This window comes from Actinoplanes couchii (genome assembly GCF_016862075.1).
Lineage (GTDB): Bacteria > Actinomycetota > Actinomycetes > Mycobacteriales > Micromonosporaceae > Actinoplanes > Actinoplanes couchii.
This window is the reverse complement of record NZ_BOMG01000061.1, coordinates 24834-47342: the sequence shown is the minus strand read 5'-3', so window position 1 is coordinate 47342 and position 22509 is coordinate 24834. Positions and strand designations below refer to the sequence as shown.

Sequence of the window (22509 nt, the reverse complement as noted above, 5' to 3'; positions counted from 1 at the left end):
GTAGGGCCTGTGAGTGTTGAACCGGCGGGCGCAGGGCTGGAGAGAGCGGGGCCCGCGGGAGCCGGGCTGGAAACGGGCGGGCTGGAAACAGTCAGGGTGGAAACGGGCGGGCTGGAAACAGTCAGGGTGGAAGCGGGTGGGGTGGGGAGGGACGGGCCGGGGACCACCGGGGTGGTGGTCACCGGGCCGGTCACTATGTGGAGAGGGGCGATGGCCCAGGAGACGTCGGTGTGCATGGTGCGGAGGTCCTCCGGAGTGAGGGGTCATGATCTCGTGCTGATCGCCCGTGATGTGGGCGATGCCGAGATGGGGATCCCTCAGGCTCGGAGATCGGCAACCCGACGCGACGCATCCGCTTTCACGGTACGCCCCGGTGGGCCACCGGCGGCGCGCATCGGGCGCTAGATCTGGTTCTCACCACCGTCGACGTACAGGTTGGCGCCCAGCATGAAGCTGCTGTCGTCCGAGGCCAGGAACGCCACCGCGGCGGCTACCTCTTCGGGCTGCCCGATGCGGCCGATGGCGATCCGGGCGCCTTCGCGGTCCTTGAAGGCGGCGGCGCCGGCGGGGCCGACGAGCTCCTCGATGCCGTTGGTGTCGGTCGGGCCGGGTGAGATCGCGTTGACCCGGATGCCGCGGCCGACGAGTTCGTTGGCCCACGTACGGGCAAAGGATCGGACTGCGGCTTTGCTCGCCGCGTAGGCGCCGAAGGCGGCGGTGGCGTTGTCGGCAGCGGTGGACGCGTTCAGGATCACCGACGCACCCTTGTTGAGCAGCGGCAACGCCTTCTGCACGGTGAGCATGGTGCCCTTGACGTTGACGGCGAACACCCGGTCGAGGTCCTCCTCGGTGATCGTCTCGATGGTGGCGAACGAGGCGTGTGCCGCGTTGGCGAACAGCACGTCGAGACCCCGGCCTCGCTCGCGGACGATGCCGTAGAGCCGGTCCAGGTCGGCCGGGTCGGTGATGTCGCCCTGGACCGCGGTGACCGATTCCGCACCGAGGATCTCGACAGCCTCGTCGAGTTCGGTCTTGCGGCGGCCGGTGATGAAGACGTGCGCGCCCTCGGCGGCGAGCCGGGCCGCGGTGGCCCGCCCGATGCCCCGGGTGCCGCCACCGGTGATCACTGCGGTCTTGCCTTCGAATCTGCGCATGGCTCTGCCTCCAGGATTACTAACTGCTGAAACTTCGGCACCGATCGGTACTGAAGTCGACCGTAGCAGTTCCGATCCGGTCGGTACAGAAGGGGTAGGATCGCGGGGTGGATGTGACACGCAAGGTGCCGATGGGCCGGCCCCGGGGCTTCGACACCGACGCCGCCCTGCACCGGGCCATGCTGCTGTTCTGGGAGCGGGGCTACGAGGGCGCCAGCCTGACCGACCTGACCACCACCATGGGCATCACCAAAACCAGCATGTATGCGGCTTTCGGCAACAAGGACGACCTGTTCCGCAAGGCCCTGCAGCGATACACCGAAGGCCCCGCGGCGTACGTCGCCTGCGCCCTCGCCAAGGACACCGCCCGCGAGGTGGCCGAAGCGTTCCTCGCCGGCTCCGTGCAGGCGTCCACCCTGCTGGGATGCCCGGCCGGCTGCCTCGGCGTGCAGGGGTCACTCGCCGCCGGCGAGTCCGGGCGGGTCGCGCGGGACATCCTGGCCGCCTGGCGGGACGAGGGCCGCGCCTACCTGCACACCCGGTTCCGGCAGGCCGCCGACGACGGTGACCTGCCGCCGGATACCGATCCGGCAGTGCTCGCCCGCTACGTCATGACCGTGGCCAACGGCATCGCCGTGCAGGCCGCCGGCGGCGCCACCCGCGAGGATCTCCAGCAGGTGGCCGAATTCGCGATGAAAAGCTGGCCCACATAGAAGGCGCAGGCGGGGAGACGGGAAGCAACAGGCAGGGCCGGGACGGCGGAACCCGGAAAGCGGGAGATCTGGAACTCCGGGAAGCTGGCGGCTGCCCGCCGGGCGGACCGGCGGGCAGCCGCTACCGGGTTAGATCTCGCAGATCACCAGACTGAGCGCGCTCTGGACAACGCTCTGGAGGGCGTTGTCCGCGTCCTCAGCGTCGTTCGCGTCCTCCTCCAGTTCGAGTTCCTGGAGTTCGAGGATGTCGATCATGTGATTCTCCTTTTCATCAGGGTCGGCGGGATGCCGACGATGCCGAGGTTGGTAGAACGCCGGCACTTGTCACGTCCGGCAGGAATGCGGCTCGCGTGAATCCGGGATCGGCGGTGGCGGATTGCCTACTCACCAAGGCCAGCAGAACGCCGGCCGTTCCGGTGTGCAGATCCATGGAAAGACGTCGCAGCGTGGTACCCGGAAATGCTGTTCCACCGCCGAACGGGGTCGCATACAGGTCCAAGGACGACGGATCGGCTTGCGGATCCACCAGAATCAGACCTGCCCGGCCGGACATCAGACCCGGATAGACGACAAAACTGTGCCGGCAACCGGCCAGCAGGTCAGGCAGCGCCGACACCACCGGGTCGTCCGGGCGATGGCGGGCCAGACGTGACGTGACCAGCGCCAACCCGGCACTGCCATGATCCAGATAGGGCAGCGTCCGGCGCCCCACGGGCACCTGCAGGCCACCCGATTCCACCGGAACACAGAACCGCAGGTCACGCCGCAGCGCCACACCGGCCGCGTCCAGCCAGAACGAATCCCCGGTCTGCTCGTAGGCTGCGGTGTACAGCAGCGCCGCACCGGTCCAACCCCGCATCAACCCGGCCGCCGGCGCCGCCTCCTCGGACAGCGCGGTCACCCGCCGGGCCATGTCGAGCGCCCGCCCGAGCAACCGGCCGTCACCGCGCCGCACAGCGATCCGCATCAGCGCCCACGCGATCCCGGACAACCCGCCGGCCAGACCCGGACGCGGCGGACGGCCGGGAGACGGAACGCACCGTTCCAGCAGTTCGTCGGCGTCACCCGGATGACCGAGAAGATCAAGAACGACGGCGGTGCCGTGCCCGCCCGCCCACAGCCCCGGCCTGCCGGGAATCCCGTGAGCCCGCACCGACCGGCCGGTCCCGGCGTGAGCCCGCAACCAGTCCACATGCTCCGGTTCCGGGACGGCACCCGCCGCGTGCAGCGCATACAACACCCCGGCGGCCCCGTGACCGAACCCGGCGCCACCGTCGGTGAACTGTTGCGGGTCACCCGGGAACAACCTGTCGTCACGCTCGGGAGTCGCGCTTGCGGTGATCGCCCGTACCAGCAAATCGGGTGTGATCTCGCATGGCTCTTGATCGGGAAGCGCCAGATCAGTGCGGAGATCGTCAGCGGCCGGGCGTGTCAACCCGAACCGGCGAGCCGCAGCCGCCACGTGCCCGGCACGAGTCCCGGGAGCACACTCGGCCATCGGCGCCAACGGAACCAGCAGCCACAACCGGATCGCGGCCAGGGCCCACCGATCGGCATCCACCCCCGCCAATCCCGGCCGCGCGAAACCCGGAGCGGCCAACGCCGGACGCACACCCGACCCGATCGGCGACGCCTGCTCCGCGTCGATCAACGACGGACAATCATCATCGTCGATCAGAACGTTGCCGGGATGTAGGTCACCGAAGACCCAGCCGCGCTCGTGCACCCGCCGCACCAGATCGTCGAGCCGGTCCGCGACGGCCAGGGCCCGCACCCGGTAGGCCACCGCATCGGCATTCCCGGCCAGCGGATAGTGCCGCGACAACCACCGCCCCAGAGTGACGCCGGGCAGCATCTCCCGCGCCAGGAACAGATGCTCCCAAACGGTCCGCAGCCCGAACACCCGCGGAATGCCCGCAATCCCGGCGAGCGCGGTCAGCGCGGCAAGCTCCCGCCGCAACCGCTGCACGGCATCGGTCCCGGAATCGTCCAGACCCGCGTTCGGGCGCGCCTCCTTCACCAGGATCTCGCCGTTTTCGCTGCATTCCGCCCGATACACCCCGCCGGCATTGGAGAAGTGCAGCGCCCCGGTGATCTTCCACGGCAACTCGCCACGACCACGCTGCGTGAGATGACAGTGCAGAGCCTCAGGCAGTTCCACCCCCTGCGGTACGTGGAACCCGGGCGCCCGCCGATCCTCCGCCAGTTCACCGGCCGGCGTCCGGATCGCCGGTCGCGTCTCGTCGCCGTCGTCGAGCTCCAGCCGCCGGAACGCGCCGTACCGCACGTGCAGCGGGCCGGCGCCGATCCGCAGATCGCTGAGGATGTACGGCCCGGGCAGCCCGTCGAGCCGCTCCCCCAACCCGCCGATCACGTCGGTGAGCTGCTGTTCCCCGGCCGGGTAGAGGGTGACGAACTTGCCGCTGGAGCCTCGGGGCGCGTACTTCCCGTTGGCCCGGAGCAGTTCGCGCGGCGACCGCAGGTGCTTGAACGGCAGCCGGCGGGCCGCACACCACCCGTAGACCGCGTCGAGCACCGCGCCGGCCGTGTCCGGGGTGGCCGATATGTGCACTTTCCAGCCCTGTTCGGGCAGCTCACCGCCGGTCGGGCACAGGTGGCGCCACGGGCCGTCGACGATCTCGCGCCAGCCGCCGGGCACCGGCCGGGCACCGGCCGGGCGAACTCGGCCGCGCCGCCACCACCGGCACGATCAAAAAACACCGTGCCGGGCGGGCAGAAGTCAGCATGCTGGACACCCACCAGCCCACCATATCGCACTAAAAAACGACAAAAGACCTTTAATTGCCGCGGGTACGTTTGGCGCGCGGCTTCGCCGACCGGGGCGGCACCGCGCGCATGTGATCCCGCACCCGCCCCAGCACACCACCGAGCGCAGCCAGATCACTATCGGCCATGGCGTCGAACAGCAGCCGCCGCACCCCCGCCACGTGCCCCGGCATCACCAGCGCAATCACGTCCCGCCCCGCACCAGTCACCGACACGATCACGCTGCGCTCGTCATCCGGCGACGGCGACCGGGTGATCAGACCCCGCTTGTCGAGCAGACCCGCCTGGTAGGTCAGGCCACTGCGGCTGTAGACCAGACCATCGGCAAGATCGGTCATCCGCAACCTGCCGTCGGGCGCGTCGACCAGCCGGGCCAGAATCTGGAACTGCACGTAACTGAGGTCGCCGTCGGCCCGCAACTGATCCTCCACCGCGTACTGCAGGAAGCTGCTGACCTCCATCAAGGAGAAATACGCGCCGAGTTGCTCGCCGCTCAGGCCGGGTGTCGGTTCACTCACCGTGCCGATCCTAGTCAGCATGGTTTCCCGGACCGGCTCTCCGCCGCCGACCGGCGCACTCTCGTGGGCCAGCCCACTCTTGCGGGTCAGGGCACGATCACCACCTTGCCGGACGATGCCCGGGTGTGGACCGACTGCAGGTCGGCCAACGGCACGCGGCCGGTCACCCGGACGCGCAGATCGCCGTCGTCCACCAGTGCCGACAGTCGGGTCAGTTGCTCGCGGTCGCTGCGGACGTACATGTCGATCCCGCGCACGCCCCGCGCCTCGTCGGAGGGAGCGGGCATCCACACTGCCGCGTTGACCAGGACACCGCCGTCCCGGATCACGGCGACCAGACCGGCCAGTTCCTCCTGGTCCACCGGGGCGAGATTCACCACGACGTCGACCAGCGACGACAGGGCGGGGATGCCGGGGCCGTACACCTCGGCGGCACCCGACTCGCGGGCACGGTCACCGCTGGTCGGGCTGGTCGCCTGATCGCCGTTGGTCGGGCTGGTCGCCTGATCGCCGTTGGTCAGGTCGGTCGCCTGATCGCCGCTGGTCGGGCTGGTCGCCCGATCGCTGCTGGTCGGGCCGGTCGTGGCGATCACGTGGGCGCCGGCACGCCGGGTCAGCTGTACCGCGTACTCGCCGACTGCGCCGCCCGCACCGGTGATCAGCACACGCTGACCGAACGACAGCTTCGCGTGGTCGAACAGCGCCTGCCAGGCGGTCAAGCCCACGGCCGGCAGCGCGGCGGCGTCGGCCAGCGGGATGCTCCGGGGTGCCGGGGCCAGGATCTCGGCGGGGACGATCGCGTACTCCGCGGAGGCACCGGTGCCCGCCATCGGCAAGAAGGCGATGACCTCGGCACCGGCGTCGAACCCGGTCACTCGCTCCCCCAGCGAGTCGACCGTCCCGGCGACGTCGACACCCGGCGTGTGCGGCAACCGGACCGGGAACGGCCCCTGCATGAACCCGGCCCGAATGTTGCCGTCGATCGGGTTGAACGAGGTAGCCGCCACCCTGACCCGAACCTCACCGGCCGCCGGAACGGGCACCTCCACGTCCTCGTAACGCAGAACGCCGGGCTCCCCGAACTCATGGAATCGCACTGCCTTCATCACACGCCTCATCTCGTCACTGCTTCGAACTCGAAGCATATGCCAACCGTAGCACGCTTCGAATTCGAATCAAAAGGCCACTGTGTGCGGAGTCGCATTGCCTCTGCTTCCTAGGAGGCTGGGCTGAAAGCCCTCGACTCGACGGCGATGCTGGCCGGAACCGCCGTGGCTCACCGGCAAAAGATCGACGCCAAGGGCCCGAGTCAAGACGCCAAGGGGCCCGAGTCAAAGGGCAGGGGCGAACCCGCAACCGAGCACGACACAAGCAGAGACAGCGAGATCGACCGCGAAGCCGGCGCGCGGGAGAGGGAGAGGCAGAGACAGCGAGATCGACTGCGAAGTCGGTATGTGGGGTTGAGCAGAGGCAGCGAGATCGACTGCGAAGTCGGTGCGTGGAGTGGATGGGGGTGGGGTGCGGTCTAGAGTGCGCGGGTGCGGGATGTGTTGGCGGGCGCCGGGTCGTTGAGTGGCGCCTATGCGTCGGTGGACTGGGCGGCCACCCCGCTCGGGGACATGGACGGCTGGAGTCCCACGTTGCGGATGGCGGTCACCACCGCTCTGCAGACGCGGTTTCCGGTGACGCTTCTATGGGGGCCGGAGCATGTTCTGGTCTACAACGAGGCCTATGTGCCGATGATCGGGGACAAGCATCCGGCTGCGCTCGGTCGTCCGGCGCGGCAGGTGTTTCCGGAGATCTGGGAGACCATCGGGCCGATGTTGCGGTCGGTTTCCGGTGGGGACGGGGCCACCTGGGTCAGTGATCTTCGGCTGTTGATGGATCGGCACGGGTTTCTCGAGGAGACCTACTTCACCTTCTCCTACTCGGCGGTCACCAACGACACCGGTGGGATCGAAGGGGTCATCGACATCGCTTCGGAGACCACCGAGCAGGTTCTCGGTAATCGGCGGCTTCGGCTGCTGCACCGGCTCACCGAGGCGCTCGGTACCGCCTCCGAGCCGGACGGGCTGATCGAGCGGGCGCTGCCGGTCCTCCGGGCCGCATCCAACGACTTCACCACCGTCGAACTGGACCTGACCGGCACCAGCGAACAAGCAACGGAACTGGATCAGACCGGGGATGAAACAGCCGGAGGTCAACCAGCCGGAGGCCAGGAGATCGCGGGCCGGGAGAGCGAGACGCGGGTGATTCGGGAGCCCCTGCCGGGGAGTGGTGGGGTTCTGGTGGTCCGGCCCAGTCCCCATCTGGCGGCCGACGACGCCTACCTGGCGTTCGTCCGGCTGGTCGCGGGCACGCTCACGCAGGCGTTCGACCGGGTCCGGATCCGGCAGGCCGAACAGCGCCTGGCCCGGATGGAGCGGGAGATGTCCGAGACGTTGCAGCGCAGCCTGCTCACCCCGCCGCGGCGGACCGAGCATCAGAAGGTGGCGGTGCGGTACCACTCGGCGGTGGCGCAGGCGCACATCGGCGGGGACTGGTACGACTCGTTCGTGCTGCCGGACGGCACTCTCACCCTGGTCGTCGGGGATGTCACCGGGCATGACCGGCACGCCGCCGCGGCGATGGCCCAGCTGCGCAACGTGCTGCGCGGGATCGCCGTCACCGTGCAGAGCCCGCCGTCGCGGATCCTCGCGGGGCTGGACGGCGCGATGACGTCGCTGGGGGTGGACACGATGGCCACCGCGGTGATCGCCCAGTTCGTGGACCGGTGGACGCTGCGCCTGTCGAACGCCGGGCATCCGCCGCCGGCCCTGCTGCGCCCGGACGGGACGGCGACGCTGCTGACCGGGGAGCCGGCGCCGCTGCTCGGGATCCGGCGGCTGCGGCCCCGCGACGACCACACGGTGGTGCTGGAGCCGGGCGCGACGGTGGTGTTCTACACCGACGGCCTGATCGAACGGCGCGGTACCGGCCTGGACGAGAGCCTGCGGCGGCTGACCACGGAGCTGACCGGCCGGCAGCACCTGGACCCGGAGGGGATCTGCGACCACCTGCTCGACACGTTCAGCACCGGCGCCGACGACGACATCGTGCTGCTGGCCGTCCGGGTGGCGGATCTTTAAGTCCCCGGCCCGGGCGGTCGATGGGATGACCATGGTGAGTCCGCTGTCCGGCGAGGCGCTCGGCGACCCGGGGCGGCTGCGGGTGCTGCGGGCCACCGGGCTGCTCGACGAGAACGCCGGTGCGGTGCTGGACCGGCTGACCGGGCTGGCCGCCCGCCTGGTCCGGGCCCCGGTGGCGATGATCTCGATGGTGGACGAGGACCGGCAGGTGTTCCCGAGCGCGGTGGGCCTGCCGGAGCCGTGGGCGGGTGGCACGCCGCGGTCGCATTCGTTCTGCCGGCAGGTGGTGGCCTCCGACGTCCCGCTGATCGTCACGGACGCCCGGGAGGACTGGCGGGTCCGCGACGATCCGGCGATCGACGACATCGGGATCGTCGCCTACGCGGGGTTCCCGATCCGGGCGCCGCGGGGGCAGACGCTGGGGTCGTTCTGCGTGATCGACCACCGGCCGCGGGTGTGGTCGACCGAGGAGCTGTCGGTGGTCGGCGAGCTGGCCGCGGCGATCGAGGCGGAGATCGCCACCCGGTTGTCGCCGGACGGCACGATGCCCCGGCCCGGGGAGACCGAGCGGCTGCGGACGATCATCGCCGTCCAGCGGGAGGTGGCGGCGGCCGCCGCCGACCGGGACACCGCCCTGGACCTGATCGTGCGCCGGGCGATGGAGGCGCTGCCGGGTGCCGAGGGCGCGCTGATCGGCCTGGTGGACGGCGAGGATCTGCTGGTGGTGGCCACTGCCGGGGCGCTCGGCGGGCACGGCCGGGCCCGGGTGGGGATCGCGTCGTCGCTGGCCGGGCGGGTGGTCACGTCGGGGACGACGGTGCGGTGCGACGACACCGTGGCCGACGACCGGGTGGATCACGGCAGCAGCATCGCCGCCGACGTACGGTCGATTGTGATCGCCCCGCTGCTGGACGGCGGGCGGGTGTTCGGGACGCTCGGGGTGTCCAGTTCCCGGCCGCTGGCGTTCGACGACGCCGACACCGAGCAGTTGACGCTGCTGGCGGACGCGCTGACCGGTGCGTTGCGGCATGCCGACGACGCGGCGCACCGGGAGCGGGCGCTGGGCCGGGCCACCGAGGCGGTGTCCGCGCTGAAGGCCGGTGAGCAGGAGTTGCTGCAGCGGGCCCAGCTGCTGGATCTGACCCAGGACGCGGTGGTGGTGCGGGATCTGGACGGCCGGATCACGTACTGGAATCCGGCGGCCGAACGGGTCTACGGATGGGCGCTGCAGGACGCGGCCGGGCACGACATGGACCGGTTGCTGGGTACGATCTGGGCCGGTGACTGCACCCGGGAGTCGATCGCGGCGGCGTTGTACGGGCGGGACGTGTGGGCCGGGGAGCTGGAGCACCGGCGTGCGGACGGGCGGCGGGTGACCGTACTGTCGCGCAAGGCCCTGCAGCGGGACGCGGACGGCAGCCCGGTGGCGGTGCTGTCGATCGACACCGACATCACCGCGCGGCGGGCGGCCGAGCAGGCGTTGCGCGACAGTGAGCGGCGGTTCCGGTCGCAGTTCGCGCATTCGGCGACGGGTCAGATCATCCGGGGCGCCGACGACGTGATCCAGGAGGTCAATCCGGCGTTCGCGGCGATGCTCGGGTACCCGGGTGACGCGCTGGTGGGCACGACGGTCGCGGGTCATCTGACGGCGGAGACCCGGCTAGCGCGCAACCGGGAGCTGGCCGCGCTGGTGACGGGGCAGGCCGACTCGTACCAGATGCAGGGGCAGGTGATCCGGGCCGACGGGAGCCTGCTCGACGTGTCGACGACGGTGTCGGCGATCCGGGACGAGAGCGGGCGCCCGGAGCGGTTCGTGTGTCTGTTCCAGGACATCAGTGACCGGATGGCGGCCGAGGCGGCCCGGGACGCGGCGACCGCCGATCTGGCCGACCGCAACCGGGAGCTGGAGAACACGAACCGGCTGAAGCAGGATCTGATGGGGATGCTGGGGCACGAGATCGGCAACCCGCTGACGTCGATCCTGGGGTACACCGAGACGCTGATCGACGGCTGGGATTCGCTGCCGGCGGCCCGGCAGCTCGACATGATGGACGCGATCGACCGCAACGCGCACCTGATCGACGGGATTGTGCGGGAGGTGCTGACGCTGGTGGCGCTGGACGCCGGGCGGATCACCGCGACGCCGGAGACGGTGCCGGTGGCCGGGTACCTGGAGCTGGCGCGGGCCAACAGCAACAGTGTGACGACGGTGCTGGACTGCCCGGCGGGGCTGACCGCGTCGGTGCAGCCGGGTCATCTGACGCAGATCCTGACGAATCTGCTGTCGAACGCGCGCAAGTACGGCGGGGGCGCCACCTCGATCACCGCGCGGGCGGACGGTGACACGGTGCGGATCGCGGTGGAGGACCACGGGCCGGGGGTGCCGGCGGAGTTGCGCCCGCACCTGTTCGAGCGGTTCAGCCGGGCCCGGGCGACGGCGCGGACGGTCAGCGGCACCGGGCTGGGCCTGTTCATCGTGCGGGAGCTGGCGCGGGCGAACGGCGGCGACATGCACTGGGAACCGGCGCCGGAACAGGGGTCGATCTTCGTATTGACCATTCCCGCGTAGTCTCGCTCCTGTGCGGTTCGAGCAGCTGGAATACCTGATGGCGGTGATCCGGCACGGCTCGTTGCGCCGGGCCGGGGACCAGCTGCACGTGTCGCAGTCGGCGCTCAGCGAGGGCATCAGCGCGCTGGAGCGGGAGCTGGGTGTGCCGCTGCTGGAGCGGCACCGGTCCGGGGCGCGGGTGAGCCGGGAGGGCCGGGATCTGCTGCCGCTGGTGGCGGAGATCCTGGCCGGGGTGGCCCGGCTGAAGGCGACAGCCGGGGACCACGGGCAGGCGAACCGGGCGATCCGGGTCGGCACGGTGAACGCCGGCACGTCGAAACTGCTGGTCCCGGCGGTACGCGAGTTCGGCACCGGCCATCCGAGCACCACCGTGGACGTGGCGACCCTGCTGCAGGCCGAGATCGAGGAGCGGCTCCTGGAGGGCCGCCTCGACGTCGGGCTGGTCAACGTGTTCCCCGGTGACGACATCCCGGCCGCCCTGCACCGGACGGTGCTGCTGCACGGGACTCCCCGGGTGTGTGTCCGCGCCGACGATCCGCTGGCTGCGCGGGCGGCGATCAGTGTCGGCGATCTGCGCGGGCGGCCGTTCGTGGCGATGCGGCCGGGTTATCTGATGCACCGGCTGGCGCAGCGGCTGTTCGGGGACGCGCCGCCGCCGGAGACGTTCGCCACCGACGGCGCCGAGATGGGCAAGACCCTGGTGGCGAGCGGGTCGGGGCCGACGATCCTGCCGGACTACAGCATCCTCGGCGACCCCCTGGAGACGGCCGGGGTGATCACCGCGCGGCCGCTGGCCGAGGAGGTGCCGCCGGTGATGATGCTGCTGTTGCGCCGCCGCTACGACCGGGTGCCGGCGGCGATCCGGGACTTCGAGGAGACGATCGAGGGCCTGGCCCGCACGGTTTGACCGACGGGGTGTTCGGCACGCCCGTGCACCCGCCGTCTTGCCCTTTCCTATAAATCCAGCGAACCTATAGGAATTAAAGGCTTCATGAAGGGCCCGTCATGTCCCTGCGGTTCCACTGGTTCCTGCCCACCAACGGCGGCGACGGCCGGCACGTCGTCGGCGGCGGCCACGGCCTGGCCCCCGGCGGCTCCGGGCGGCCCGCCGACGTCGCCTACCTGACCCAGGTCGCCCGCGCCGCCGAGGACAACGGCTTCGCCGCCGCGCTCACCCCCACCGGCGCCTGGTGCGAGGACGCCTGGCTCAGCACCGCGATGCTCAGCCAGACCACCGACCGGCTGAAGTTCCTGGTCGCGTTCCGGCCCGGGGTGGTCTCGCCGTTCCTGGCCGCGCAGATGGCCGGCACCTTCCAGAACATGTCCGGCGGCCGCCTGCTGCTCAACGTCGTCACCGGCGGGGAGAGCCACGAGCAGCGGATGTACGGCGACTACCTGGACAAGGACGCCCGTTACCGGCGCTGCGACGAGTTCCTGACGATCGTCCGGCGGCTGTGGGCCGGCGAGACCGTCGACTTCCAGGGCGAGCACCTGTCGGTTGACGCGGCCGCGCTCGGGCACATCCCGGACCCGATCCCGGACATCTACTTCGGCGGCTCCTCCCCCGCCGCCGGAATCGTCGCCGCCAAGCACGCCGACGTGTACCTCACCTGGGGTGAGCCGCCGGACGCGGTCGCCGCCAAGATCGCGTGGATCCGCAAGCTGGCCGCGAATGAGGGCCGGACGATCCGTTTCGGTATCCGGATGCACACCATCACCCGGGACACCGCCGAGGAAGCCTGGGCGGAAGCGGACAGACTGCTGGCCGGGATCTCCTCCGAAACCGTCGAGGCCGTGCAGAGCGGACTGCGGGCCAGCGAGTCCGAGGGGCAGAAGCGGATGCTCGCCCTGCACAACGGCTCCCGCGACGAACTGGAGATCTACCCGAACCTGTGGGCCGGGGTCGGCCTGGTCCGCGGCGGCGCCGGCACCGCGCTGGTCGGCAGCCACGAGCAGGTCGCCGACCGGATCGCCGAGTACGCGGCGCTCGGCATCGAGGAGTTCGTGCTGTCGGCGTACCCGCACCTGGAGGGCGCCTACTGGTTCGGCGAAGGGGTGCTGCCGATCCTCGCCGAACGCGGGCTGTGGACCGACGAGCGGCCCCGGCGCCACGCCGGCACCCGGATACCGTTCGCCAAGGCCGGGCGATGAAGACCAACCAAGACCTCGATCCGGTACGTCTACGTCAGGCGTTCGGTGACTTCCCCAGTGGCGTGGTGGCGGTGGCCGCGATCGTCGACGGCAACCCGGTCGGGCTCGCCGCCAGCTCGTTCACCTCGGTCAGCCTGGAACCGCCGCTGGTCTCGGTGTCGATCGCGAACACCTCGAAGACCTGGCCGGACCTGCGCCGCGCCGACCATCTCGGGGTGACCGTGCTGGCCGAGCACCACGGGCCGGTCTGCCGTCAACTGGCCGGGCCGGTCGGCAGGCGCTTCGACGACGTGCCGCTGCTGGTCACCGCGGAGGGCGCGGTCACCGTCAGCGACGGCCTGGCCCGGTTCGACTGCACCGTCTACCGCGAGGTCGAGGCGGGCGATCACACCATCGTGCTGCTGCGGCTGCACGCCGTGGACCACGGCACCTTCGGCGCGCCCCTGGTCTTCCACCGTTCCGGATTCGGGCACCTGTCCCCCGTACCGCAGAAAGGCCTTTGACATGCCCTTCTCCCGTCGCACACTGCTGCTCGGCTCGGCCGGGGCCGCCCTCCTCGCCGGTTGCGGCGACTCCGGCGGCCCGGACACGAAGACCACGCTGCGGATCGGCTATCAGCGGTTCGGCGGGCTCAGCCTCGCGAAGGCGCGCGGGGACGCCCCGGACGCCGAGTGGTCGCTGTTCGAAAGCGGACCGGCCCTGACCGAGGCACTCAAGGCGGGGGCGATCGACATCGGTCAGACGGGCGAGGCACCGCCGATCTTCGCCGCGGCCGGGCAGATCGACTTCAAGATTGTCGGTACGAGTGAGCCGGTCCCGCAGGGTGAGGCGGTCCTGGTCAAAGCCGCCCAGGGCTACCGGTCGTTCGCCGATCTGAAGGGCAGGACGGTCGCGCTGAACAAGGGCTCGAACGTGCACTGGCTGCTCGTCAAGCTGCTCGAACAGGCGAACCTGAAGATCACCGACATCAACGTGAAGTACCTGAAACCCGCCGAGGGCCGTCCCGCCTTCGACGCCGGCCAGGTCGACGCGTGGATCATCTGGGATCCGTACTTCGCGCTCGCCGAACAGCCCGGCGTGCAGGTGCTCGCCGACGCGACCGGGCTGGCCAACAACCGGGAGTACATCCTGGCCGCGCCGGACGCCGTCACCGGCAAGGCTCCGCTGATCCAGGAGTTCCTCACCAGGTACCGGGCCACCACCGACTGGGGCATCGCCAACGCCGCCGAACGGGCGAAGATCCTCGCGCCCGAGTTGAAGATCGACGAGGCGACCACCACGCGGGCACTCGCGCGCAGTGCCAAACCGCTCGCGCCGATCACCTCGGAGATCGGGGACGAGCTGCAGGCGATCGCGGACGGGTTCACCGCCCTCGAACTGATCCCGGGCGCGATCGACATCAGGTCCCGTGTCGACGAGACGTTCAACCAGGCGTTCCTGTGACCACCACGGTTACGCCGGCCGTATTGAAACCGCCCACGGTCCCCCGGCGCAGGACCCGAAAGCGCTGGACCCGGCTGGTCAGCCCGCTCGTGCTGCTCGTGGTGTGGGAGGCCGCCGCCCGGACCGGCGTGCTCCCGCCTGAAAAGGTGCCCGCACCGAGCCTGGTCGCCGAGACCGGCTGGCGGCTCGCCGCCGACGGGCAGCTGACCACCCACCTGCTGGACTCGCTGACCCGGGCGCTGATCGGGCTCGGCATCGGCGGCAGCCTGGCCGTGGTGCTCGCCGCCGCGGCCGCCCTGCTGCGCATCGGCGACGACACCATCGACCCGCCGGTGCAGATGGCCCGGATGCTGCCGCACCTCGGCCTGGTGCCGCTGCTGATCATCTGGGTCGGCATCGGTGAGGAACTGAAGATCAGTCTGGTCGCGCTGGGCAGCTTCTTCCCGCTCTACTTCAACACGTACGCCGGGATCCGCGACATCGACCAGCGCCTCGTCGAAGCGGCCCGCACCTGCGGCCTGAACCAGTGGCAGCTGCTGCGGCACGTGGTGCTGCCCGGTGCGCTGCCGTCGCTGTTCCTCGGGCTGCGCCTGGCGATCGGCGCCGGCTGGCTCAGCCTCGTCGTCGGCGAGCAGGTCAACGCGCAGACCGGCATCGGCTTCCTGATGATGGAGGCCCGCGAGTTCGCCCAGACCGACGTGGTGGTGCTCGGCCTGGTCATCTACGCGCTGCTCGGGCTGATCTCCGACGTGCTCATCCGTTTCCTGGAGAAGAGGACCCTCACGTGGCGACGCGGCCTGCAAGCGACCTGACCGTCTCCGATCTGCACAAGGCGTTCGGAGACACCGTGGTGCTCGACGGCGCGTCCCTGACCGTCGGCCGCGGAGAGGTCGTCGCCCTGCTCGGCGGCAGCGGATCCGGCAAGAGCACGCTGCTGCGGATCCTGGCCGGGCTGGACGCGGACGCCGGTGGCACCGTCGACGTCCCGCCGGACTTCGGGGTCGTCTTCCAGGAGCACCGGCTGCTGCCGTGGAAACGGGTCGCCGACAACGTGGCCCTCGGCCTGCACGGCGCCGACGCCCGCACGCGGGCCCTCGCCGCGCTGACCGAGGTCGGGCTCGGTGACCGGGGCGACGCCTGGCCCGCCGAACTGTCCGGCGGGCAGGCGCAGCGGGTCGCGGTCGCCCGCGCCCTGGTCCGGGAGCCGTCACTGTTGCTGCTGGACGAGCCGTTCGGGGCGCTGGACGCGCTGACCCGGCTGCGGATGCAGCAGCTCCTGGAACGGTTGCGGGCCCGGCACGGCTTCGCCGCCCTGCTGGTCACCCACGACGTGGACGAGGCGCTGCTGCTCGCCGACCGGGCGCTGGTGCTGGAGTCCGGCCGGATCGCCGAGGAGATCACGGTCCCGCTCCCCCGCCCCCGCCACCAGGACGACCCCGGCTTCAGCGGACTGCGCCGCCACCTGCTCGACCGTCTAGGAGTGCCGGCCGTCTAGGAGTGCCGACCGGATCAGGGACAGCACCGCCTCGACGTCCTCCGCGGTGGTGTCGAACGAGGTCATCCAGCGGGCCTCACCCGGGGTGCCGCCCCAGTCGTAGAAGGCGAAATCGTCGTGCAGGCCGGCCAGCACCTTCTCCGGCAACCGGACGAAGAGAGCGTTCGACTGGACCGGATGGATCACCGTGACCTCGGGCAGATCGCGCAGCCCCTCGGACAGCAGATCGGCCATCGCATTCGCGTGCGCCGCGTTACGGAGCCACAGATCGTTCTCCAGCAGGGCGAGGAACTGGGCCGCGACAAAACGCTGTTTCGACGCCAATTGCATCGACGTCTTCCGCAACCGGTCGATGCCCGGATCCAGCGCCGGGTCGAGCAGCACCACCGCCTCGCCCAGCAGCATCCCGTTCTTCGTGCCGCCGAAGGAGAGCACGTCGACACCGGCGTCGGTGGTCAGCGCCCGCAGCGGGACACCGAGACGGGCCGCCGCGTTGGCCAGCCGGGAGCCGTCCATGTGCACGGACATCCCGTGTCCGTGGGCGTACTCGCAGATCGCCCGGATCTCCTCCGGCGTGTAGACGGTGCCCAGCTCGGTGGCCTGGGCCAACGACACCACCTGCGGCCGGGCCCGGTGCGGATCGTCGAAACCCCAGGACTGGGTACGGATCGCCTCGACCGTCAGCTTCCCGTGCACGGTGGGGACCGGCAGCAGTTTCAGGCCGCCGGTCTTCTCCGGCGCCCCGCCCTCGTCGGTGTGCACGTGCCCCGAGTCGGCGCAGATCACCGCACCCCAGCGGGCGGTGAGCGCCTGCAGCGCGATCACGTTGGCGCCGGTCCCGGTCAGCACCGGATAGGCACGGGCGTCCGGGCCGAAGTGCGTGCGGAAGACCTCGCCGAGCCGCTCGGTGTAGACGTCGGCGCCGTAACTGCTCTGGTGCCCGTGGTTGGCGTCGGCGATGGCGGTGAGGATGTCGGGGTGCACGCCGGAGTAGTTGTCGCTGGCGAAGCCCCGGGTGTCGATGTCATGCAGGATCACGTCGTTGATCTTGCGCGGCCGGGGACCGGTCACGAAACCGATGCCGGCGATGCTGAGCATAAGCTTTTCCGATGCTCGACTCGTACCGGCTACGCCTGCTCGTGGCGGTGGCCGACACCGGATCCATCGCCGGTGCCGCCGCGGCCCTCGGCTGCAGCGCGGCCGCCGCCTCCCAGCAACTCGCCGTCCTGGAGCGGGAGGCCCGCGCCCAGCTGCTGGAACGGTCGGCCCGCAGCGTGCGGCTGAGCAACGCCGGGCAGGTGCTGACCGAACACGCCCGGCGGATCATCGCCGACCTGGACCTGGCCGGGCAGGTGGTGGCCGCGGCCGGCTCCGGGACGGTCGCGCACGTGCGGATCGCGTCGTTCGCCACCGGCACCCGGTGGGTGGTGGCGCCCGCGATGATCACCATGCGCCGCCGGTTCCCGGCGCTGGAGGTGACGTTCACCGAGATCGAGCCGGACCAGTCGATCCCGGCGGTCGCCGCCGGGCGGGTCGACATCGCGCTGACCCATCAGTACGCCGGCTTCCCCGGGCCCGCCGCACGGGGCCTGGACCAGCGCCTGGTCTTCACCGACCCGCTGCTGCTGGCGGTCCCGTTCGCCGACGGCCGGGACACCGCGGCCCTGCGGGACTTCGCCGACGCCGACTGGATCTCCGGGATCGCCGCACACGGATTCCAGGCGGTCACCGAGATGGCCTGCCACGTCGCCGGTTTCGAACCCCGGATCCGGTCCCGGGCCGACACCTACGCGGTCGTCCTGGACCTGGTCGCGGCCGGTCTGGGCGTGGCCCTGATCCCCCGCTCGGCGGCCGCCCCGCGCCCCGGGGCGGCCCTGCTGGAGATCACCGCCCCGGTCGGGCTGGCCCGCACGGTGCACGTCACCACCCGCGCGTCGGACCGCTCCCCCGCGGTCGCCGCCTTCGCCGGAGAGCTGGTCCGGCAGGGCCGGCGCCGGCGCCGATCCCCGGCTCGGCCCACTGCCGCGACACCCCCGCCGGAGCCGCCCCCGACCGCCGGGCGCCGACCCGCCCACCGCTGACGATCAGCAGGGCCGTCGGACCTATGCCGGGCGCCGGAAGACACGGGTGGCCGTCACGGTGCCGCTCGACTCCTCGTCGTCGGCGTACGGCGCGGGGAGTTGACGGCGGACCACCTCGGCCACCCGGATGTGTTTCAGGCCGGCCCGCAGATCGGCGTCGTTGCGCATCCGGACCCACAACGGGAACGCGGACAGCGCCCGGTCGTCGGACAGGCCGGTCGTGTAGACCAGCTGGACACCCAGGGCCGCCGCGACACCCTGCTGCAGCTCCAGCAGGTACTCGGCGCTGGCCTTGCCGATCGGGTTGTCCAGGAACAGCACCCCGGAGTGCCGGGTGCGCATCTGGCCGCGCTCGTTGGCCCGCAGCGCCGCCATCGTGCAGTACAGGACGATCGCCGCGGTCAGCTCCTGGCCGCCGGAGAACACCTCGTTCATGTTCTCGATCGGGACGCGCTCGTCACGCAGCACCGCGTCCGGTTTCAGCAGGTCGACGGTGAAACCCTTGGGGACGGCCGCCTCGATGCTGCGCAACAGCAGGGCCAGCCCGTCACGTTTCGGGGCCGGGCCGGCGCCCCGGCCGGCGACGGCGGCGGCCATGTCGTCGATGACCTCGCCGACCCGGGCCGCCAGCAGGGCCGGGTCGGGTTCGGTGAACCGGATCCGCAGGAACTCCTTGCCCTCCCACTCGCCCAGGCCAGGCGGCAGTTTCGACAGCCGGGACGCGGTCCGCAGCGTCTTCAGGGCGGCGACGACCAGCGCGGCCAGCCGGTCCACGATCAGGCCCCGGTGCTGGCCGGCCGAGTCCAGGTCGGTGGTGAGGGTGGCCAGGCGCTGTTCGAGCTGGGTGGCGAACTCGATCGCCCTGGTCGCCAGCTGGTCCCGGTCGAGGGCGGCGATGGCCCGGCGGGACACGTTGTTCATCGACTCGAACTTCGGCTGGCCGGCGTGCAGGACCGCGGCGTCGACGAGACGCCCGACGGCGGTGCGGCCGGCGGTCTCGTCGGTGGACGCCGCCCGGAGCGCGTCCTTGACCCGGTCGGTCGCGGAGGCCGCGGCGGCTGCCGTCCCCTCGTACGCCGCAATCGGCTCGTCGTCGTTGATCTTCGGTTTGTCCAGCAGCATGTCCAGGGGCACCCGGACCTCCCGGAACGCGCGGGCCGCCTCGCGGGCGTCCCCGGCTCGGCGCCGCAGCCGGAGCGCGTGCGCCTCGGCGGTCTCGTGCTCGCGCTGGGCGTCGCGGTGCTCGGCCTCGGCGGTGGCCTGCAGCGTGCGGCCGTGCGCGACATCGGTGGGGCGGCGCTCCCCGGACAGCATGGTCCAGGGGCGGTTGCCGGACCGGCTCGCCGATTTCAGCTCGTTGCCGAGTTCCCCGATCGCCGCCGTCGCGGCCGACACCGCCGCGTCGTGGGTGTCGCGTTCCCGCCGGGTCCGGGCGATCGCCGCCTGCCGGCCGGTCTCGTCGGTGCCGTCCGGGCTGGCCAGCAGCGCCTGCGCCCGATCGACCTCGGCCGAGGAGTGCCGGCTGACCTGGGTGCGCAGCCGGGCCGCCTCGTTCTCGGCGCCGACCGCCTCGGCCCGGATGTCCTGGCCGACCTCGACGGCGGCGTAGGCGGCCTGCGCGGCCCGGTACACCGCCCGCAGGTCGGGCACCGAATCGTCCGGAACCTCCGCGGAGTGCTCGCCGGTGGAGGTGGCGACCTCGGTCATCTCGGTGCGCTGGCGTTCGGCGCGGGCGGCGGCGTTGTCGGCGGACCGGGTGGCCTCGGTGGCCCGGCCGCGCAGCGACTCGGCCCGCTCGCCGAGTTCCCGCTCGGAGCGTTCGGCCCGGGTGACCTGGCCGGTCAGATCGGGCAGCCGCTCGCGGAGCCGGTCGACGACGGCGACCGCCCCGGCCAGCCGGGTCAGCTCACCGGCCCGGTCGGCCGCGGCACGTTCGTGCAGGCGCAGCTCGGCCAGGTCCTCGGCGGCGCGGTCGCGGTCCGCCTCGGCCGCAGCGACCGCCTGCCGGGCCAGGGTGTCGGTCTCGGCGGCGGCGACGACCGCCTCCTCGCGGGCCGCCAGTTCGTCGCGGAGCACGGTGAGCCGGCCGGCCGGGCAGTCCCGGCGCCAGGCGATCAGCTCGGCCAGGACGGCCCGGTGCCGGGTCAGCGCGGCGGCCCCGTCGCTGATCTCGGCGCCGCGGGCGGTCATCGCGTGGCGCAGCTGCTCACGGCGTTGCTCGGCGGCGTCCGGGTCGAACAGCGCCGGGTTCGGCCCGATCACGAATACCGCACCGGCCTCGGCGGCCGGGGTCAGCATCCGGTCTCCGGTGGCGACCGCGACTGCCGCCGCGGGCAGCAACCGGGCCGCGGTCAGGACGGCGCGGGCGGTGGCCAGCATGGTCGTATCGGCGACGATCACGCCGTCGGCCAGCTGCGGCTGCTCGGCGATGACACGGTCGCGTTCCCCGGCGGCGACACTGTCGGCCAGGTACTGCCAGCCGGAGTGGGCGCTGATCCCGGCGGCGTGCAGGACGTCGAGGGCCGCCTGGACGTCGGCGCGCGGCGGCAGGAACCCGCCGTCACCGAGGGCGTCGAGCAGCCGCTGGTCGTCACGCTGTTCCGCGCGTAACCCGTCGAGGTGGCGTTCCTGCAGGCCGGCGTCGATTTCGAGCTGCCGGGTCAGGGAGTCGATCCGGTCGTCGAGCAGGTCGGCGCCGACGGTGTCAGTGTTCAGGGCGGCCCGGACGATCTCGTCGCCGGCCAGGTCGGCGGCCCGGCCGAGGATCGCCTGCACGGTACGGGCGGTGTCGTCGCGGCGGCCCCGGACGGCGAGCAGATCGGCTGCCGTGGCCCCGGCCTGCCCGTTCGCGGCGCGGGCGGTGGCGTCGGCGTCCCGGGCGAGCTGTTCCAGGCGGGTCAGGTCGGCGGCGGCCCGCCCGGCCAGGTCACGGGCCTCGGCGGCGGTGTCCGGGACCGGGCGGCCGGCCGGCAGCAGCCCGGCGGTGACGGCGGCCTCGACCTGACGGCGGCTCTCCGCCACCTGACCGGTGATCGACGTCTGTTCGGTACGCCAGCGCTCGGCGTCCCGGGTCACCTGGGTCCGGGCGGTGTCCGCCTCCCGGGCCTCCTCGAGCAGCTCACCGGCGAGTTCCTCCAGCCGCGCCTGCTCGTCGCGGGCGGCGCCGGCCTCGGCGGCGAGTTTGCCGAGCAGCCGCCCGGCGGCCCGGTCCCGGTCGTGCAGCAGCGGGCGGGCGTCGGCCTCGGCCCGCAGGATCTGCTCGGTGAACCCGGCGGCGGCCCGCTCGGCGGTGTTCTGCCGGTCCAGCAGCCCGGCCAGCTCCCAGGCGACCAGGTCGGCGCCGGAGAGGTCCCGGGCCTCGGCGGCCGTCTGCTTCTCCCGCTGTGCGGCGGCCAGCTCCAGAGCGAGGGTCTGCCGCCGGGTCTCGTTGACGATGTCCCGGGCCCGGTCCCGGTCGTTCTCCCGGGCCTCGGCGTCCCCGGCGGCCTCGTCGGCGAGTTCCTTCAGCCGGTCGGCGGCCTCACCCTCGGCGATCTCCCGGGCCCGGACCCGGCCCAGCAGCATCAGTCCGCTGGTCTCGGCGGTGGCCCGGGCGGCACGGGCCCGCTGGTAGCGCTCGTGCGCGGCGCCGACCGGCCGCAGCGCCGCGACCGCGCCGTCGGCGAACTCCTTCTCCAGCAGCATCGCCCGGCGGTCGCCGACGGTCCGGGCGTAGATGCCGAAGTTCTCCGCGACACTCGCCGGGTCCTGCGGGTCGAGGACCACGTTGAGTAGCCACTCGACGAACTCGCGGCTGGACCGGAACTTGAACGCGGTCGCCGCGTCGCCCTCGTCGGCGTTCATCCGGCGCTGGATGCCGAACAGGTCCGGTTCGATGCCGATCGCCCGCAGGTGCTCCACCCAGCTGCCGACCTCCGGCCCGACCCAGGTCAGCTGCGTCACCGGGGTCACCCGGTCGATCTCCTGCAGCGCGTCACGGAACCCGTCCAGCCGCAGCCGGCGACCGTCCACGGTGAACGGCAGCGCGTCGATCTCCACATCGGCGTGCGGGCGCAGCGACCACCAGTGCTCGCCCAGCTTGTCACCGGCCGGGCCGCTGCGCCGCCGCTGCAACGTCTTGCCGGTGATCACCCGCTCGCCGCTGCGGACGTGCATCCACTCCAGCACCACGTGTGCGGCGTCGTCACCGACGACGAACTTCTCCATCACCGAGGCCGATCCGCCCACGGTGTTGCGACGGCCCGGCAGCACCACCGAGAAGAGCAGCTTCAGCAGTACGCTCTTGCCGCCGCCGTTCTCCAGCAGGAGCAGGCTGTACGGGCTGGGCCGGCGCACCGCCGTCCCGAACAGGGCGCCCTGCCCGCCGACGGCCGCGCCGACCCCGGACAGGTCCAGGGTGACGTCGGTGTACCGCGCGCCGCGTGGGCCCACCCCGAACAGCCGGACACGGTTCAGCTCGTACATGTATCT

17 protein-coding genes are annotated in these 22509 nt (G+C 71.8%); 10 read left to right on the top strand and 7 right to left on the bottom strand.

Annotation, left to right across the window (positions count from 1 at the left end; all coding sequences use genetic code 11):
* Positions 1-401: 401 nt before the first annotated feature.
* A complete protein-coding gene (locus tag Aco03nite_RS25305; protein ID WP_203798548.1) occupies positions 402-1154 on the bottom strand; it encodes an SDR family NAD(P)-dependent oxidoreductase in 753 nt (250 codons plus the stop codon).
* 107 nt (positions 1155-1261) lie between these two features.
* Between Aco03nite_RS25305 and Aco03nite_RS25300 the strand changes: the two genes are divergently transcribed.
* On the top strand, positions 1262-1867 hold the full coding sequence (locus Aco03nite_RS25300) for a TetR/AcrR family transcriptional regulator (RefSeq protein WP_239145415.1): 606 nt from the start codon (positions 1262-1264) through the stop codon (positions 1865-1867).
* Between the two features lie 129 nt (positions 1868-1996).
* On the opposite strand, the gene Aco03nite_RS54145 is transcribed toward Aco03nite_RS25300, so the two are convergent.
* The 4 genes from Aco03nite_RS54145 to Aco03nite_RS25285 all read right to left on the bottom strand — a co-directional run bounded on the left by Aco03nite_RS54145 (position 1997) and on the right by Aco03nite_RS25285 (position 6278).
* Positions 1997-2122, bottom strand: coding sequence for a hypothetical protein (locus tag Aco03nite_RS54145; protein WP_275415900.1), 126 nt, complete (start codon positions 2120-2122; stop codon positions 1997-1999).
* A gap of 16 nt (positions 2123-2138) precedes the next feature.
* Entirely contained in the window at positions 2139-4526 is a 2388-nt protein-coding gene (gene lanKC / locus Aco03nite_RS25295; protein ID WP_203798546.1) for a class III lanthionine synthetase LanKC, read from the bottom strand.
* Between the two features lie 139 nt (positions 4527-4665).
* Positions 4666-5172, bottom strand: coding sequence for a MarR family winged helix-turn-helix transcriptional regulator (locus tag Aco03nite_RS25290; RefSeq protein WP_239145414.1), 507 nt, complete (start codon positions 5170-5172; stop codon positions 4666-4668).
* A gap of 86 nt (positions 5173-5258) precedes the next feature.
* Entirely contained in the window at positions 5259-6278 is a 1020-nt protein-coding gene (locus tag Aco03nite_RS25285) for an NADP-dependent oxidoreductase (RefSeq protein WP_203798544.1), read from the bottom strand.
* Positions 6279-6710: 432 nt separating this feature from the next.
* On the opposite strand from Aco03nite_RS25285, the gene Aco03nite_RS25280 reads away from it, so the two are divergent.
* The 8 genes from Aco03nite_RS25280 (at position 6711) to Aco03nite_RS25245 (ending at position 15958) form a co-directional block, all read left to right on the top strand.
* On the top strand, positions 6711-8300 hold the full coding sequence (locus Aco03nite_RS25280) for a PP2C family protein-serine/threonine phosphatase (protein WP_203798543.1): 1590 nt from the start codon (positions 6711-6713) through the stop codon (positions 8298-8300).
* Between the two features lie 25 nt (positions 8301-8325).
* Positions 8326-10869 (top strand): PAS domain S-box protein, encoded by a 2544-nt coding sequence (locus Aco03nite_RS25275; protein ID WP_203798542.1) that lies wholly within the window; start codon positions 8326-8328, stop codon positions 10867-10869.
* A 10-nt stretch (positions 10870-10879) separates the two neighbouring features.
* Positions 10880-11776: a LysR family transcriptional regulator gene (locus Aco03nite_RS25270; protein WP_239145413.1), complete on the top strand. Its 897-nt coding sequence runs from the start codon at positions 10880-10882 to the stop codon at positions 11774-11776.
* Positions 11777-11874: 98 nt separating this feature from the next.
* Positions 11875-13020, top strand: a complete 1146-nt coding sequence (locus tag Aco03nite_RS25265; protein WP_203798541.1) for an LLM class flavin-dependent oxidoreductase — start codon at positions 11875-11877, stop codon at positions 13018-13020.
* On the top strand, positions 13017-13523 hold the full coding sequence (locus tag Aco03nite_RS25260; protein WP_203798540.1) for a flavin reductase family protein: 507 nt from the start codon (positions 13017-13019) through the stop codon (positions 13521-13523). Before Aco03nite_RS25265 ends, Aco03nite_RS25260 begins: the two co-directional genes overlap by 4 nt.
* A 1-nt stretch (position 13524) precedes the next feature.
* Positions 13525-14463 (top strand): aliphatic sulfonate ABC transporter substrate-binding protein, encoded by a 939-nt coding sequence (locus Aco03nite_RS25255; protein WP_203798539.1) that lies wholly within the window; start codon positions 13525-13527, stop codon positions 14461-14463.
* The gene (locus Aco03nite_RS25250) at positions 14460-15275 is read left to right on the top strand and encodes an ABC transporter permease (RefSeq protein ID WP_203798537.1); all 816 of its coding nucleotides are present in this window, start codon (positions 14460-14462) and stop codon (positions 15273-15275) included. Before Aco03nite_RS25255 ends, Aco03nite_RS25250 begins: the two co-directional genes overlap by 4 nt.
* Positions 15248-15958 (top strand): ABC transporter ATP-binding protein, encoded by a 711-nt coding sequence (locus tag Aco03nite_RS25245; RefSeq protein WP_203798535.1) that lies wholly within the window; start codon positions 15248-15250, stop codon positions 15956-15958. The genes Aco03nite_RS25250 and Aco03nite_RS25245 overlap by 28 nt, the downstream gene beginning before the upstream one ends.
* Here the strand turns inward: Aco03nite_RS25245 and Aco03nite_RS25240 are convergent.
* Complete coding sequence (locus Aco03nite_RS25240; protein WP_203798532.1) at positions 15938-17056, bottom strand: threonine aldolase family protein; 1119 nt, start codon at positions 17054-17056, stop codon at positions 15938-15940. The two genes, Aco03nite_RS25245 and Aco03nite_RS25240, sit on opposite strands and share 21 nt — an antisense overlap.
* 11 nt (positions 17057-17067) lie before the next feature.
* On the opposite strand from Aco03nite_RS25240, the gene Aco03nite_RS25235 reads away from it, so the two are divergent.
* A complete protein-coding gene (locus tag Aco03nite_RS25235; RefSeq protein WP_203798531.1) occupies positions 17068-18039 on the top strand; it encodes a LysR substrate-binding domain-containing protein in 972 nt (323 codons plus the stop codon).
* Between the two features lie 21 nt (positions 18040-18060).
* On the opposite strand, the gene Aco03nite_RS25230 is transcribed toward Aco03nite_RS25235, so the two are convergent.
* Positions 18061-22503 carry a hypothetical protein gene (locus Aco03nite_RS25230; RefSeq protein ID WP_203798530.1) on the bottom strand — a complete coding sequence of 1481 codons (4443 nt, stop codon included), beginning with the start codon at positions 22501-22503 and terminating at the stop codon, positions 18061-18063.
* Positions 22504-22509: the final 6 nt, after the last annotated feature.

Excerpts from the sequence above, each read along its gene's own strand:
- Aco03nite_RS25305 (WP_203798548.1), bottom strand. The coding sequence starts at position 1,154 with ATGCGCAGATTCGAAGGCAAGACCGCAGTGATCACCGGTGGCGGCACC.
- Aco03nite_RS54145 (WP_275415900.1), bottom strand. The coding sequence starts at position 2,122 with ATGATCGACATCCTCGAACTCCAGGAACTCGAACTGGAGGAGGACGCG.
- Aco03nite_RS25285 (WP_203798544.1), bottom strand. The coding sequence starts at position 6,278 with ATGAAGGCAGTGCGATTCCATGAGTTCGGGGAGCCCGGCGTTCTGCGT.
- Aco03nite_RS25275 (WP_203798542.1), top strand. The coding sequence starts at position 8,326 with ATGACCATGGTGAGTCCGCTGTCCGGCGAGGCGCTCGGCGACCCGGGG.
- Aco03nite_RS25265 (WP_203798541.1), top strand. The coding sequence starts at position 11,875 with ATGTCCCTGCGGTTCCACTGGTTCCTGCCCACCAACGGCGGCGACGGC.
- Aco03nite_RS25260 (WP_203798540.1), top strand. The coding sequence starts at position 13,017 with ATGAAGACCAACCAAGACCTCGATCCGGTACGTCTACGTCAGGCGTTC.
- Aco03nite_RS25255 (WP_203798539.1), top strand. The coding sequence starts at position 13,525 with ATGCCCTTCTCCCGTCGCACACTGCTGCTCGGCTCGGCCGGGGCCGCC.
- Aco03nite_RS25240 (WP_203798532.1), bottom strand. The coding sequence starts at position 17,056 with ATGCTCAGCATCGCCGGCATCGGTTTCGTGACCGGTCCCCGGCCGCGC.
- Aco03nite_RS25235 (WP_203798531.1), top strand. The coding sequence starts at position 17,068 with ATGCTCGACTCGTACCGGCTACGCCTGCTCGTGGCGGTGGCCGACACC.
- Aco03nite_RS25230 (WP_203798530.1), bottom strand. The coding sequence starts at position 22,503 with ATGTACGAGCTGAACCGTGTCCGGCTGTTCGGGGTGGGCCCACGCGGC.